The sequence below is a fragment of the Leptospira jelokensis genome, assembly GCF_004769635.1.
Classification (GTDB): domain Bacteria; phylum Spirochaetota; class Leptospiria; order Leptospirales; family Leptospiraceae; genus Leptospira_A; species Leptospira_A jelokensis.
In genome coordinates, this window is sequence record NZ_RQGH01000026.1 from 395,882 (window position 1) to 408,959 (window position 13,078).

Consider the following 13,078-nt stretch of genomic DNA (forward strand, 5'->3'; position numbering starts at 1 on the left):
AAAAGAATCTGGTTTGCATGAACGCAAAAACAGCAAAAATCCTCGGCAAATATGCGACCTTCAAAGGTGTTTCAGAGAAACAATTGAAACGTGATTGGTTGTCTCTATCTCACATCGAGAAAGACAAAAAAAGACAAGAAATCCTAAAAGAAATCGCAAAGAAATAATCTAAGCGGAAGGTTCCTTCCGCAGTTTTATGGAACACCGATTCCAAACGTTTCTCACTTCTCTTTTTTTACTGCTTACACTCACCACCCTCTTACATTGCTCCAAGCAAAGTGACATAATTCTAACTCAGTATGAGGGATCTCTTTCCCAAGCGCACGAAAAAAACCGCAAACTCATTGTGGTCTTTGGGGCAAGTTGGTGCCCCGATTGCCGTGCCTTAGATGTGATTTTTAGAGACCCCGAAACCAAATCCATTTTGGATTCCCAATTTGTGGTGATGAAGGTAGACGTTGGACGTTTCGACCAAAACTTAAGTCTAAATGCAAAACTAGGAGATCCCATCCAAAATGGGATCCCGGCTTTGGTTGTTGTCTCTCCCGATGGTGAAATCATCACTTCCACAAAAGGTGGTGAATTTTCGAATGCAAGTCACATGACAAAAGAACAAGTGTTAGAGTATTTGTACCGATTATAACATAGGTAACAACTTATTTATGCGAGTGTTCACAAAAGGAATCAATATGAAACCACAAACTAATTCCCCCATCAATCCTTTATTACGGAAACCAATTCGATTTGGTCTATTTTGTTTGGTTTTACTCCTATCACATTCCTTTCGCCTAACAGCAGAAGATCTCTCACCTCCCACATTAAAGATTGGTGACTCTCTTCCTGAAATCAATTATACCAACCAATGGGATGAACCAAGCCCCATCCCAAAAGAAACCAAAAAAGTTTTATTCATTTCCGATATGGATGCAAGTAAAATCATTCACCCGATTTTAGAGAAGGAAGGAAAAGGGTATTTGGAATCCAAACATAGTATTCTCATTTCTGATATCCACAGAATGCCATCTCTCATCACTAAGTTTGTGGCACTTCCCAAAATGAAATCCTATCCATATACCCTTCGTTTGGTGAGAGAAGAAATGATAGCCGATCCCTTCCCAAGGACAAAAGGTTCGGTGACTATGATCCTTTTGAAAGATGGGAAGGTTACAAAAATCCAAATTTCGAATGTGGAAACAGAAGTGAAATCTTTTCTGGAAGGGAATTGAGTAGTATAACAAAACCATTGGATGATGTTTTTTATCGTAATGGAAATAAAGAGGATCTCTTCCAATTACAGGAACTATTTGTAGAATCCATTCTCAATGTATGTAGCAATGATTATACAGAAGAACAACTTAAAAAATGGACTTTGGGATCGAGGGATGGAAAACGCTGGCAAGAAATCATCAGTCAACAATTGGTCATAATAGCAGAATTTAACCAAACGATTATTGGTTTTGGTACTTTGGACCCACAAAACTGTATAGATTTACTATATGTAAGTTCAAAACATTTACGATTAGGTATCGCAAAACAAATTTACCTCCGATTGGAAAAAGATGCAAAGGAGAGAAAGGTTAAAAAACTGATTTCCCATGTGAGTATCACTGCAAAACCTTTTTTTGAATCCCTTGGTTTTGTATTGTTACGTGAAAATATAATCAAAAGAGATGATGTAGAGTTTAAGAATTATACCTTTGAAAAAAATATTTAAATTCATACTCTTCTCTCTAACAATCCTCTTTTTAAACTCTTTTGTTTTGGAACGATATTACGTTCGTTTTCCCATCTATGAAATCGAATCCACAAAAATACCCAAAAGTTTTGATGGTTACACAATCGCAGTGGTATCTGACTTACATTATGGTTTTCTAAACCCTGAATTTTGGATTCGCTATGTCATAGAGTCCATCAATGAAAAAAATCCCGATTTAATTGTTGGGCTAGGAGATTATGTAAAAAAAAGAAATTTTGATGAAGAGTTGGTTTCTGTTTGGAAGTTACTTCCACTTTTAAAAGGCAAAGATAAGGAAGTGTTTGTCAATGGAAATCATGACCATTGGGCCAATCATTCACTTTCCCTTCGGTTATTAGAAGAAAGTAGAAAATCCATTAGAAATCGAACCATTGAAATTCATAGAGGCAATGAAAAAATCATCTTAGGTGGGTTAGGTGATTTTTGGGAAGACCACCTTCCAATTGATCAGGTCTTCCAACACACGGATCCAAAACAATTTCGAATCGCAATTGCCCATAATCCAGAATCTGCTGATACACCTCATTTAGAATCCATTGATCTTTTCATCACTGGTCATACCCATGGTGGACAAGTAAGGATTCCTTTTTTTCAGCTTTCACCAATTTTACCAGTTAACAATAAGACCTATGATGTTGGGATTAAAAATTCCTTGTTTAACGAAATGGTTTTTATTTCTGCAGGGATTGGTTGGTCTATTTTACCCCTTCGGTTCAACTGTCCATCCGAAGTGCCCATCCTCATCTTACGCCACAAAGCTGATAAATGAATCTAATGTTCTAGTTTAAGACCTTTGGATCTTTTACACTCTTTTTCATTTCGAACTACGCCTGAGGTTATCCTTTGGCTGATCTTTTTTTATAATTTAACTACAATGGAAAACTGATTTTAAATTTAAGCTAACATTCATTAAATGAAACAGACCTACAAATTCCAAAGCCCAAATTCACTGGATTCTGTCAGGTCGGTTGGTATCTTTTTTCAACCACTCCATCTCCCTTCCTATCTTCCAAAAAAGTTAGATATCACACTTTTTTTCCACAAAACTTCAAAATCTACTTGAAAACGATGTTCGCGATTCTATAACTCTTTTCCAAACGTTAATCTGATCTAAATGAGAGAGAAACCATTATGGCACTTCCGAAAGTCTGTGTAATTGGAGCTGGTTCGTCTGGAATCACCGTCATCAAATCCTTAAAGGAACATGGCATCCCCTTTGATTGTTATGAAAAGGGAAGTGATGTTGGTGGCAACTGGCGGTACAAAAATGATAATGGCCTCAGTAATATTTATAAATCCTTACACATCAACACGCATCGAGATCGTATGGAATACCGTGATTTCCCGATGCCAACAAACTACCCCGATTATCCGAATCACGAACCGATCCAACAATACTTTTTATCCTATGTTGACCACTTTGGACTTCGCAAACACATCCAATTTAAAAATGGAGTGAAAAAAGCAGAACGGACGGAAGATGGACTTTGGAAAATCACACCGGAAAAAGGACCAACCCAAATCTATGATGTGTTAGTCGTTGCGAATGGACACCATTGGAGTGAACGATGGCCGGACCCAGCTTTTCCTGGAAAATTCTCTGGCCAAACCATCCACTCCCATTCTTACGTTGACCCAAAAACACCGGTTAACTGCGAAGGAAAAAACGTTGTGGTGCTTGGTATGGGAAATAGTGCCATGGACATCTCTGTTGAATTGTCTAGGCCCGGTGTTGCCAAAAAAGTTTTTTTATCTGCCAGGAGAGGTGCCTACGTCATCCCAAACTATTTGTTTGGAAAACCATTAGACAAACTCACAGAATACACACCCCATTGGGTTCCCTTTTTTATCCAACAAACACTCGCTCACTTACTGATTCGATTTGGTGTGGGAAAGATGGAAGATTTTGGTTTACCCAAACCAGATCATAAATTTGGTTCTGCCCACCCAACCATTTCACAAGACTTACTCGTGAGACTTGGCCGAGGGGATATCAAACCAAAACCTGTGATCACTGAACTCCGTGGAAAAAAAATTGCCTTTGCCGATGGAACAGAAGAAGAAGCGGATGTCCTCATCTACTGCACAGGTTATAATATCAAGTTCCCTTTCTTTGATGAAGATTTTCTCTCAGCACCAAACAACTACATCCCACTCTATTATAAAATGATCAAACCAGGGATCAATAATTTGTTTTTTGTAGGCCTTATGCAACCGTTAGGTGCCATCATGCCTCTTGCAGAATGCCAAGGAAAATGGATCGCTCAGTACCTAACAGGAAATTACGTTTTACCTTCCAAGGAAGAAATGGAGGCCTCCATCCAAAAAGATGAGAGGGCGATGAAAAAACGGTATGTCAGTAGCACAAGGCACACCATCCAAGTGGATTATGATAGCTTTTTGTATGAGATGAAAAAGGAAATGGAACGAGGCAAAAAAAAGGCAATGAAAGAAGGAAACCATTTGCCAATTGAAGCACGTGCCATGTACCATTCAGAGAGCCGTCATGTTTCTCCGTCGCGCAAACAAAAACAATTGGTTTCCAAGTAAAACAATTGGATTTCTAATCCACACAATCTGTTCCCTCCTACTCGGAACTGGTTGTGTGTCCAAAGGGTATTCTTACCAAGGGAACCCTCTCTTTGGATGGATGGAGTCATCGGGAGAGGTTCGCACTACGGACCCATTTCCCATTCTCAAACGTTACCCCTCATTCCATGCGATAGACTTTGAATTTCCCGTTGGTGGAAAATATGCCGATGGCTATTACTTAGCGCAAAAATTTGGATCCGAAAATGCAAAGTTTGGTGGCAGAAAACATTTAGGAGAAGATTGGAATGCCCTTACTGGTGGTGACTCTGATTTTGCAGCCCCTGTGTATGCGTTTGGAAATGGTGTGGTCTCAGAGATTGCCGATTATGGTGGGGGATGGGGGAAGGTAGTTCGCATTGTGCACCACCAGAACTTAGCAAATGGGAATTTTTATCATTTAGAAACTGTGTATGCCCACCTTCATACCATCGATGTGGAACCAGGCCAACTTGTCAAAAAAACTGAGTGGATCGGAACCATCGGAGATGCAGGGGGGAGTTACCCAGCCCACCTTCACTTTGAACTAAGATCAACAGTAGGTGCACCGTTAGGTGGAGGGTATGGACTGACAACGGATGGATTTTTACCACCCACGAGGTGGCTTATGACATACGGTCCTAAAGAAAAATCATTTAACGAAGAAACCTTCCAATGGATCGGTGAAAAAAACGGAACTTTATAATTGTTCCCTTCCATTTTAAACCAAATGGTCGTACTTTTCCGTAATCGGTTTTCAATTTCCTAATACAGAACCAACGTGACTAACGCTTAAAAACTTTTGATGAACTCCAACACTTCGTCTTCTTTTTCAGCATTTGTGTCATAAAAATTACAATGGATTTCGTATAGGCCTTCCTGATCCACTCTCTCCGACTTCAATGTCTTCACAAGGAAATCGATTGATCCTGTCATCGAAATCATTTTTAAAGATATTTTTAATATCGAAGGCACTTCAATGTCATAAGGATGGAAAAACTTAATCCCTCTGGCACTGATATGTTTTTTCGAATCATAATCCTTCAATAATTCCAATTGAACTTCAAAGGTTGCAGGGATTTCGGTATAATGATTTGGTTTCATGGTCTTTGCAAATACTGTAACAAACATAGAATTGAGAATACATGCATTCAATTACTATTTTATTACGGTTGTATAAATCTTTACGCAAAAACGATATTAAACCCAGCAAGGAGGACAATTAAAATCACACCCCAGGCGAGAATCCTTGGGTCCCAAAATTCATTGGTCCTGTCTCTATCCTCATACACTAATCCGTGTAAGTCGCGACTTGGATCTTCTGATTCAATCAAACTCACAACTACCATCACCAAAAAACAAAACATGCCCGAATAAATAGCTCCATAAAAATTGGATACCATATCCGATTTGTAATACAAATATCCATTCACATATAAAAAATAATGGATAAGTCCACTTGCCGTACCCACTAACATCCCATAGAAGGCACTCCACTTCGATGCTTTTTTCCAAAACATACCAAGTAAAAAAATTGAGATCAGCGGGGCATTAAAAAAGGAAAATAGTAACTGGATGTAATTCATGATGTTTTCAAATTGCATGGCAATGTAGGATGTAAAAATCGCAAATACAACGGCTACCATCGTACTTTGTTTTCCAATTTTTAAATAGGTTTTGTCATCTTCTTTGTGATTGATATAGGTTTGGTAAATATCATACGTAAAAATCGTATTCATTGCTGTGATGGAACTTGACATCCCCGCCATAAATGCAGCAAGGAGTGCTGTTGTCCCAAGTCCTAACATCCCTGATGGATAAAAGTTTTTTAGAAGTATCAGAAAACTTTTGTTATACTCTCCTTTCATTTCAGAAGAGTATTCGGCAAGAGCGATAAGGCCAGGGATCACCGTAAGAAAGGGTAAAAACAATTTGAACATGGCACCGATGAGTGGAGTTCTCCTCGCTGCACGAAAGTCTTTTGCTGCCATCGCCCTTTGCACTTCTGCAAAACCACAAGTCCAATACGAAAACGACAAAACAAATCCAAGCCCAACAGTCACACTGAGAACATCCCAACCAAGTTCATTTTGTCCACCAGCGAGTCCCACCCACATATGTTTGTGAGACTCTGGGATTTTTTGCATGAGGCCATCCCAGCCACCTAACCTCGTTAAACCGACAATCACTAATGGAAATAACCCAAACACAGTCAAAAAAAACTGCATCACCTCTGTATAAATGGAAGAGCTAAGCCCTCCAAAGTAAGTATAAACCAAAACAATGAGAGCACTGAACAAAATGGAAAGGTGTGGGTTCCAACCAAATAAGGTTTCAAACACAAGGGACAAGGAATACAAATAAATCCCAGAACCAAGGGCAAGTGACAACAAGGTGATGAGGGAATTGACAAGGTGGGCTTCTCTATTGAATCGATACCGTAAGTATTCAGGTACACTTCGTATCTTAGAAGAATAATAAAATGGCATCATAAAAATGCCGAGAAAGATCATTCCGGGAATGGCACCTAAGTAATAAAAATGAAATGTCAAAAACCCATATTCCGCCCCACTGGCACTCATCCCTAACAATTCTAAGGCGGAAATATTGGCCGAAATGAAGGCAATCCCTGTGATCCAACTGGGGATTTTCCTCCCTGCCAGTAGAAAATCAGTAGAATGGTTCATGGATCGCTTCAAAAGCACCCCAATCACCACCATAAATACGACAAAAATCAGGATGATGAGATAATCGATGGGGTTTAGGGCAACAAACATAGGTTTGTAAGGGAAACCGAGAAAAAATGTTTGTAAAGTGGAAATCGAAGGATCTAAACCCGACACCCAACTAATATTTTCCTTAAAAATTTTCCAAAGGCGCCGACAAACTGAGTAACACTTTCTTCGAAAAAGACTTTTCGAATTATGTCACATTGATAGATTCGGAACCACCAGGAGGATCTATGTTCTACCTTCTCTTAGCCCTTCTCCATGAAGATTATGCTTCTGGGAGAATTGATTTTGCGACCTATTTTGAAAATACGGTCCTCCTTGCCCTCGACCACGAACGCATCAAATCCAATTTAGAACAAAGCAAAGCCGCCTAGACGGTCTGTACGCATCCAAATCCTGGGAGGTTTCGCCAGTCCTTCCAGGAATTTTCTCCTTGTTCTGAGAAGTCCTCTCTGTACGGTAACAGAAAAATCATTTCTCAGGAAGATCCAATGACTTCGGCAAAACTCCTTACCGGTACCCTTCAAAATTCACAGAAATTTTTCCTTCAATTTGGAGGACAGGGTTCCCCTTACCTCAAAGAACTCGTAAAATTGTATGCAGAACCAGAATTAAAAGAATTTTTCGAAACCAGTTTCAAAACTCTTGGTGAAATCGCTGCTCGTGACGGAAAAAACCCACTTTTAAACGAAGGTCTCGATTTCAAATCTTGGATTGAAAATCCGGATGCGGCACCAAACGAAGATTACCTTGCTCGTGCACCCATCTCTGTTCCTGGGATTTTTATGACCCAAATCGCAAATTATGTTTTGGTATCCAAACGTGGTTACCCAACAGCAGATCTCATCAAAGCAACGGGTGCTGTGAGTGGACATAGCCAAGGGGTGATTGCCTCTGCTCTTGTGGGCCTTGGAAAAGAAGGTGCAGAATTCCTCAAAGCTTACTCTGACTTTTTGAAATTTGTTTTTTATCTTGGGTTCAACGGACAAAAAGTGTACCCGAACTTCCAAGTATCGGAAGACATCGTCAAAGAAAACGAAGCAAACGGTGACAAAAACCCAGCTCCGATGGTAGCCGTGATTGGTTACACAAAAGACGAACTCGAAGACCGTGTGAAAAAAACAAACGATTCTCTTGGGCTCAAAGGCCAAGACACTGTGTTCATTTCTCTTTATAACACACCTGATTCGATGATTCTGTCGGCCCTTCCTTCTTCCTTACTTGCCTTCCGTAAACAATGGAAAGCAGAGATGGACGAAAAGAAATTTAAGTTTGTGTATTTAAAGACAACAGCGCCTTTCCACTGTCCATTTATGGAAACTTCACTTGATAAATTCAATGCGGAAGATGCCTCTGTGGTTCCATTCCCATACACTGGTGCTGATTTAAAAGTTCCTGTATACAGTATCTTTGATGGCCACAACTTACAAAAAGATGGAAACCTTCGTGACATCCTATTCAAAATGGTACTCATTGAACCTCTTTACTGGGATTTGGCGATTGCTCCTATTTTTAACGACAGTGCAATCAACACCATCATTGACTTTGGACCAAGTGTTGTGAGCCAAAGACTAACAGGTGGCCACCTCAAAGCAAAAAACATCGAAAAACAATCTTTATGTGCATCTAACGCAAAAGAATTAAAGGTGATTCTCGAAGTTTAATGAACCCTTCTACCGCTCGGGCCGCTTCTAAACTCAATTTAATCCGCCTTCTGGCTTCACACCCAGAAGGTTTATCATTAGAAGAAATCCAAGGAGTGACCGGGCACAAATCCATCTCCTCTCTCAAAAAAGATTTGGGAGAGTTGTATATGATAGAGATGTATCCCTATTCACCAACTGATGCTGTGGATTTGGATTTTGATGGGGACAAAGTAAAAATCAGACTCCCCATTGCTGTGGATTCGGCACTTCCCCTTTCTCCCAAAGAATGGGCCGCATTACGATCGTTATTACTGACAAACCAAAACACAAACGATGTTTCCGTTAGGCAATCCATCCTAAAAAAAATTGATTCTGTTTTGCCTTCCGGGGACTGGTCACCACACCAAAAAACAAAGGAAATGGTACAAAATGCCATTCACTCTAAAAAAATACTAACCATTGTTTATTGGAAACGGAATACAAAAGAAAAAGAAACACGAACTCTTGCCCCTTGGTTATTACTCGAAGAAAATGATGCTTACCTTCTTGCGTATGACTTAGACAAAAAGGGATTTCGGTCCTTCCGATTGGACTATATTTTAGAGATAACAATCTCAGATATGGAATACCCCAACATACCGGAAACGGCTTCTGAGTTTTTACAAGGGTTCAAACAAAAATTTGAAACAGAGAATAATCAGGAAACGAATGTGACTTTATGGGTGACAGACGGAGCTTCTTACCATTTGGGATTGAAGCTCCCCTTAAATGAAACTGGAAATGTAAAACAAATCCAAAACACAACCTACCGTGAATTCCAAACTCCCATGCGAGATAAAAATTGGCTCATCCAAACCATCCTTGGTTATGGAACTTCCATTCTCGTAAAAGAACCAAAAGAAATCAAAGAATCCATAAAACTCCATTTAGAATCCATTTCCCTTTCCAAACAAAACCAATCGATCGAAACATAAGTTGGTTCTTTTGCAAACGACTGCCCACGCAAAGATTAACATTGGATTGGTGATCCCTTACAAAAGGGAAGATGGCCTCCATGAAATCCGAAGTGTTTTTGTTCCGATTGACTTCGGTGATCCCATGGAAATCCAAATCCAAACCCTTCCCAATGGGAACGGAATGGATTCGCGATTTGTTTTCCAGTCCGAAAACCATTTAACAGGATACCGTCACTCTTTATTTGAAGCAGTTTCAGAACGAGGGGACCTTACGAAAAACATCCTTACCAAAACCTTTGCCGCTTTAAAACCAAGCCTAACCAAACCCCTAGAAATTCATGTCGTCTTGAAGAAATTCCTCCCTCCTGAAGGTGGGATTGGTGGTGGCAGTAGCAATGCGGGTGTGTTTTTACGACAAATTCTGCCTCATACGAATTTATCCGGACCAGAACAGATCCTTTTTGCCAAATCGATCGGTGCCGATGTACCTTTTTTCCTCCAAGACTCCGCTTGTTTTGTGAGTGGGATCGGGGAAATCTTAGAACCCATCTCCATTGCCAAAGGATTTGGGATCATGGCCATCCCTCCCTTTGGATTATCTACCGGATCTATGTACGCAGGCCTTCAAAAAAGTTTACAAAAACCCTATGGTTCCGAAGTATGGAAATCTCTGGCAGAGGATTTAATTCGAAGTCTTCACGTCGGGGATTGGGCTTACCTGCAAAACAGGTTAGAGAACGAGTTTGAAAAAATCGCTTTCCAGACCCAACCCTTACTAAAGGAATTGAAATTAGGGTTCTTTGAGTCGGGAGCAGATTTTGCTTCTCTTTCAGGTTCTGGTTCTTGTCTCTATGGCATTTACAAGACAGAAGGGAAACGAAACGAGGCCCTTCCCAATGTTTCTCTCAAATTCCCCGAAATGGAATTTCGAACGTTCTCTTTTTAGAAACTGGCCTGTAGCCAAGCGGTAAGGCAGCGGTTTTTGGTATCGCCATTCCCTAGGTTCGAATCCTAGCAGGCCAGCCAGTTTTAAAAGATCCGATAGAACGAACGATGAACCTACATAATACTGTAACTGCTGTTATTTTGGCGGCGGGGAAAGGAACTCGAATGAAGAGTGAGCTTCCCAAGGTTGCGGTTGTACTAAACGATTCACCACTTTTACTCCACGTTCTCCGTAATATCGAATCAGCCGGCATTGGCCGAAAAGTTGTGGTTGTCGGTTACCGCAAAGACATCGTCACAGACATTGCAAAATCTTTCCCGGGTGTTGAGTTTGCCGAGCAAACAGAACAACTTGGCACTGGGCACGCTGTGATTTCAGCAGAGAACCAACTCGCACCATACACTGGCTATACGATCGTTGCTTGCGGAGATGCACCATTAATTTCGGCATCATCCTTCGCTAATCTTATCGAACACCATAAATCCAATGGTTATGTGGCAACTGTCCTTTCTGCCAAAATGGAAAACCCAACTGGGTATGGTCGGATCATTCGTTCTTCTGATGATGGAAGCCTACTTCGCATTGTGGAAGAAAAGGACGCAAATCCAGAAGAAAAGACCGTAAACGAAGTGAATACGGGCACCTATTGTTTTAATACAGAAGATCTTTTTGGTGCTCTCAAACAAATTGGTAATAATAACGCACAAAAAGAATATTACCTCACTGATGTGATTAAGATTTTCAGAAATGAAGGAAAGAAGGTTGGAGCACAAACTTTAACCAATGCATTAGAAAGCCATGGAATCAATTCTCCTGATGATCTGGCACTAGCGAAACAATATATAGATAATGGGTTGGTTGGAGTATGAATCCTAGCGAAGTCGTAGTATTTTCTGGTAATGCGAATAGACCTTTAGCAGAAGAAATCTGCAAAAACTTAGGCATTCCGAATGGCCAAATTTCGGTCAAAAGATTTTCAGATGGAGAAAGTTCTGTCAAAATCGAAGAAAATGTTCGGGGTCGTGATGTATTTGTTGTCCAATCCATTAGTTATCCTGCTAACGACAGTTTAATGGAACTTCTACTCATCATTGATGCAGCAAGAAGGGCTTCTGCTCGCCGAATTACTGCTGTTATTCCTTATTATGGGTATGGCCGACAAGATAGAAAGGTAGAACCACGGGTTCCGATTTCTGCTCGTATGGTCGCTGACCTAATCGAAACGGTTGGACCTGACCGAGTTCTCACCATGGACCTACATGCGGACCAAATCCAAGGATTCTTTCGCATTCCAGTCGACCATTTGTATTTTTCACCCGTCCTTGCTGAATACATCAACTCACTTAAAATGGATGATCTTGTCATTGTTTCTCCTGATTCTGGTGGAGCAGAGCGCGCTCGTAATTTTGGAAAAAAAGTAAACGGATCCCTTGCCATCATCGACAAACGTAGACCCAAAGCAAACGAGTCAGTTGTGATGCATGTGATTGGTGACATCAAAGACAAAAACTGTTTGTTACTCGATGATATGATCGATACTGGTGGAACGATTGCAAAAGCAGCGACTGCCCTTTACGAAAACGGTGCCAAAACCGTTCTTTGTTGTGCCTCTCACGGAGTTCTCTCAGGAGAAGCACCTTCCAAGCTCAATGAGGCTAATTTTAAACAAATTGTCCTCTCCAATTCCATCGTCATTCCCGAGAGCAAAAAAATAAATCACTTGAAAACGCTCTCCATCGCCCCACTCTTTGCAAAAGCCATCGAGCGGATTCATAACGAAGAATCAATCTCTAGTCTGTTTTCATAACTTTAAGGAACATAATCATGGAAAAAATCACTATCAAAGCACAACCAAGAACTGCAACAGGAAAAGGTCCTGCCAGAAGAATGCGTGTGGAAGGTTTAGTACCGGCTAACATCATCGGAAGCGGTGAGGCAAAATCGGCAAGTGTTGTCGAAAAAGAAATCCAAAAACTCATCGACTCTGGAATTCGTAAGGCAACTCTCATCGACCTGGAACTCGACGGTAAATCGGAAAGAGTGTTCGTAAAGGAAATCCAAAGATTCCCACACACAGGGCAAATTCGTCATATTGACTTTTACAAAGTGACTCCAGGCAAAAAAATCCAAACCACTGTTGCGATCAAAACAACAGGTGTTGCAAAAGGATCGAAAGCTGGTGGACAATTTGAACACCTCGTTCACGAGATCAAAGTGAAGTCTACTCCAGAAGATCTTACTGACGTAATCACAATTGATGTGACTGGTCTTGATATTGGAATGATGATTAAAGTTTCTGAACTTCCTCATCCAAAATCTTGGGATATCTTAGTGAATGGTGATCCAATTGTTGCATCATGTAACAAAACGAAAGCGATCCTAGCGGCAGAACGCGCTGAAAAAGCAGAAGCGGATGCAGCAAAAGGCAAACCAGCAGCTAAAAAAGCGGCTAAGAAGTAAGAATTACTTTTAAG

16 protein-coding genes and 1 tRNA gene are annotated in these 13,078 nt (G+C 40.6%); 15 read left to right on the forward strand and 2 right to left on the reverse strand.

Going from position 1 to position 13,078, the window contains the following annotated elements:
* The first annotated feature begins 17 nt into the window (after window positions 1–17).
* The 7 genes from EHQ62_RS18570 (at window position 18) to EHQ62_RS11785 (ending at window position 5,030) form a co-directional block, all read left to right on the forward strand.
* On the forward strand, window positions 18–167 hold the full coding sequence (locus EHQ62_RS18570) for a hypothetical protein (protein WP_012387282.1): 150 nt from the start codon (window positions 18–20) through the stop codon (window positions 165–167).
* Between the two features lie 29 nt (window positions 168–196).
* Window positions 197–643 (forward strand): thioredoxin family protein, encoded by a 447-nt coding sequence (locus EHQ62_RS11760; protein ID WP_135643016.1) that lies wholly within the window; start codon window positions 197–199, stop codon window positions 641–643.
* A 46-nt stretch (window positions 644–689) separates the two neighbouring features.
* The gene (locus EHQ62_RS11765) at window positions 690–1,226 is read left to right on the forward strand and encodes a hypothetical protein (RefSeq protein ID WP_135643017.1); all 537 of its coding nucleotides are present in this window, start codon (window positions 690–692) and stop codon (window positions 1,224–1,226) included.
* Window positions 1,223–1,714 (forward strand): GNAT family N-acetyltransferase, encoded by a 492-nt coding sequence (locus EHQ62_RS11770; RefSeq protein WP_167482873.1) that lies wholly within the window; start codon window positions 1,223–1,225, stop codon window positions 1,712–1,714. The genes EHQ62_RS11765 and EHQ62_RS11770 overlap by 4 nt, the downstream gene beginning before the upstream one ends.
* Entirely contained in the window at window positions 1,698–2,525 is an 828-nt protein-coding gene (locus EHQ62_RS11775) for a metallophosphoesterase (RefSeq protein WP_135643021.1), read from the forward strand. Before EHQ62_RS11770 ends, EHQ62_RS11775 begins: the two co-directional genes overlap by 17 nt.
* Window positions 2,526–2,884: 359 nt before the next feature.
* Entirely contained in the window at window positions 2,885–4,306 is a 1,422-nt protein-coding gene (locus EHQ62_RS11780) for a flavin-containing monooxygenase (protein WP_244241780.1), read from the forward strand.
* Complete coding sequence (locus EHQ62_RS11785) at window positions 4,263–5,030, forward strand: M23 family metallopeptidase (RefSeq protein ID WP_135643025.1); 768 nt, start codon at window positions 4,263–4,265, stop codon at window positions 5,028–5,030. Before EHQ62_RS11780 ends, EHQ62_RS11785 begins: the two co-directional genes overlap by 44 nt.
* Before the next feature lie 86 nt (window positions 5,031–5,116).
* Here EHQ62_RS11785 and EHQ62_RS11790 read toward each other — a convergent pair whose 3' ends face one another.
* Both EHQ62_RS11790 and EHQ62_RS11795 read right to left on the reverse strand, forming a co-directional pair.
* Window positions 5,117–5,428 (reverse strand): hypothetical protein, encoded by a 312-nt coding sequence (locus EHQ62_RS11790; protein ID WP_135643027.1) that lies wholly within the window; start codon window positions 5,426–5,428, stop codon window positions 5,117–5,119.
* An 80-nt stretch (window positions 5,429–5,508) separates the two neighbouring features.
* Complete coding sequence (locus EHQ62_RS11795; RefSeq protein ID WP_244241752.1) at window positions 5,509–7,167, reverse strand: sodium:solute symporter family protein; 1,659 nt, start codon at window positions 7,165–7,167, stop codon at window positions 5,509–5,511.
* A gap of 119 nt (window positions 7,168–7,286) precedes the next feature.
* Between EHQ62_RS11795 and EHQ62_RS18575 the strand changes: the two genes are divergently transcribed.
* From EHQ62_RS18575 to EHQ62_RS11830, 8 genes are all read left to right on the forward strand, one after another.
* Window positions 7,287–7,430, forward strand: coding sequence for a hypothetical protein (locus tag EHQ62_RS18575; protein WP_015677411.1), 144 nt, complete (start codon window positions 7,287–7,289; stop codon window positions 7,428–7,430).
* Window positions 7,431–7,547: 117 nt separating this feature from the next.
* Window positions 7,548–8,720 carry an ACP S-malonyltransferase gene (locus EHQ62_RS11800; protein ID WP_135643029.1) on the forward strand — a complete coding sequence of 391 codons (1,173 nt, stop codon included), beginning with the start codon at window positions 7,548–7,550 and terminating at the stop codon, window positions 8,718–8,720.
* Entirely contained in the window at window positions 8,720–9,676 is a 957-nt protein-coding gene (locus EHQ62_RS11805) for a helix-turn-helix transcriptional regulator (RefSeq protein WP_135643031.1), read from the forward strand. The genes EHQ62_RS11800 and EHQ62_RS11805 overlap by 1 nt, the downstream gene beginning before the upstream one ends.
* A gap of 1 nt (window position 9,677) precedes the next feature.
* Window positions 9,678–10,604 (forward strand): 4-(cytidine 5'-diphospho)-2-C-methyl-D-erythritol kinase, encoded by a 927-nt coding sequence (locus EHQ62_RS11810; protein ID WP_135643033.1) that lies wholly within the window; start codon window positions 9,678–9,680, stop codon window positions 10,602–10,604.
* A gap of 4 nt (window positions 10,605–10,608) precedes the next feature.
* Window positions 10,609–10,684 (forward strand) — tRNA-Gln (locus EHQ62_RS11815).
* Between the two features lie 27 nt (window positions 10,685–10,711).
* Window positions 10,712–11,473, forward strand: a complete 762-nt coding sequence (locus EHQ62_RS11820; RefSeq protein WP_135643035.1) for a sugar phosphate nucleotidyltransferase — start codon at window positions 10,712–10,714, stop codon at window positions 11,471–11,473.
* Window positions 11,470–12,411 (forward strand): ribose-phosphate pyrophosphokinase, encoded by a 942-nt coding sequence (locus tag EHQ62_RS11825; protein ID WP_135643037.1) that lies wholly within the window; start codon window positions 11,470–11,472, stop codon window positions 12,409–12,411. Before EHQ62_RS11820 ends, EHQ62_RS11825 begins: the two co-directional genes overlap by 4 nt.
* A 17-nt stretch (window positions 12,412–12,428) precedes the next feature.
* Window positions 12,429–13,064, forward strand: a complete 636-nt coding sequence (locus EHQ62_RS11830) for a 50S ribosomal protein L25/general stress protein Ctc (RefSeq protein WP_015677375.1) — start codon at window positions 12,429–12,431, stop codon at window positions 13,062–13,064.
* The last annotated feature ends 14 nt before the right edge of the window (window positions 13,065–13,078 follow it).

Bases quoted from the DNA above. Each gene is read 5' to 3' on its own strand.
- EHQ62_RS11760 (WP_135643016.1), top strand. From the start codon at position 197: ATGGAACACCGATTCCAAACGTTTCTCACTTCTCTTTTTTTACTGCTT.
- EHQ62_RS18570 (WP_012387282.1), top strand. From the start codon at position 18: ATGAACGCAAAAACAGCAAAAATCCTCGGCAAATATGCGACCTTCAAA.
- EHQ62_RS11820 (WP_135643035.1), top strand. From the start codon at position 10,712: ATGAACCTACATAATACTGTAACTGCTGTTATTTTGGCGGCGGGGAAA.
- EHQ62_RS11800 (WP_135643029.1), top strand. From the start codon at position 7,548: ATGACTTCGGCAAAACTCCTTACCGGTACCCTTCAAAATTCACAGAAA.
- EHQ62_RS11785 (WP_135643025.1), top strand. From the start codon at position 4,263: ATGTTTCTCCGTCGCGCAAACAAAAACAATTGGTTTCCAAGTAAAACA.
- EHQ62_RS18575 (WP_015677411.1), top strand. From the start codon at position 7,287: ATGTTCTACCTTCTCTTAGCCCTTCTCCATGAAGATTATGCTTCTGGG.
- EHQ62_RS11790 (WP_135643027.1), bottom strand. From the start codon at position 5,428: ATGAAACCAAATCATTATACCGAAATCCCTGCAACCTTTGAAGTTCAA.
- EHQ62_RS11765 (WP_135643017.1), top strand. From the start codon at position 690: ATGAAACCACAAACTAATTCCCCCATCAATCCTTTATTACGGAAACCA.
- EHQ62_RS11825 (WP_135643037.1), top strand. From the start codon at position 11,470: ATGAATCCTAGCGAAGTCGTAGTATTTTCTGGTAATGCGAATAGACCT.
- EHQ62_RS11805 (WP_135643031.1), top strand. From the start codon at position 8,720: ATGAACCCTTCTACCGCTCGGGCCGCTTCTAAACTCAATTTAATCCGC.
- EHQ62_RS11830 (WP_015677375.1), top strand. From the start codon at position 12,429: ATGGAAAAAATCACTATCAAAGCACAACCAAGAACTGCAACAGGAAAA.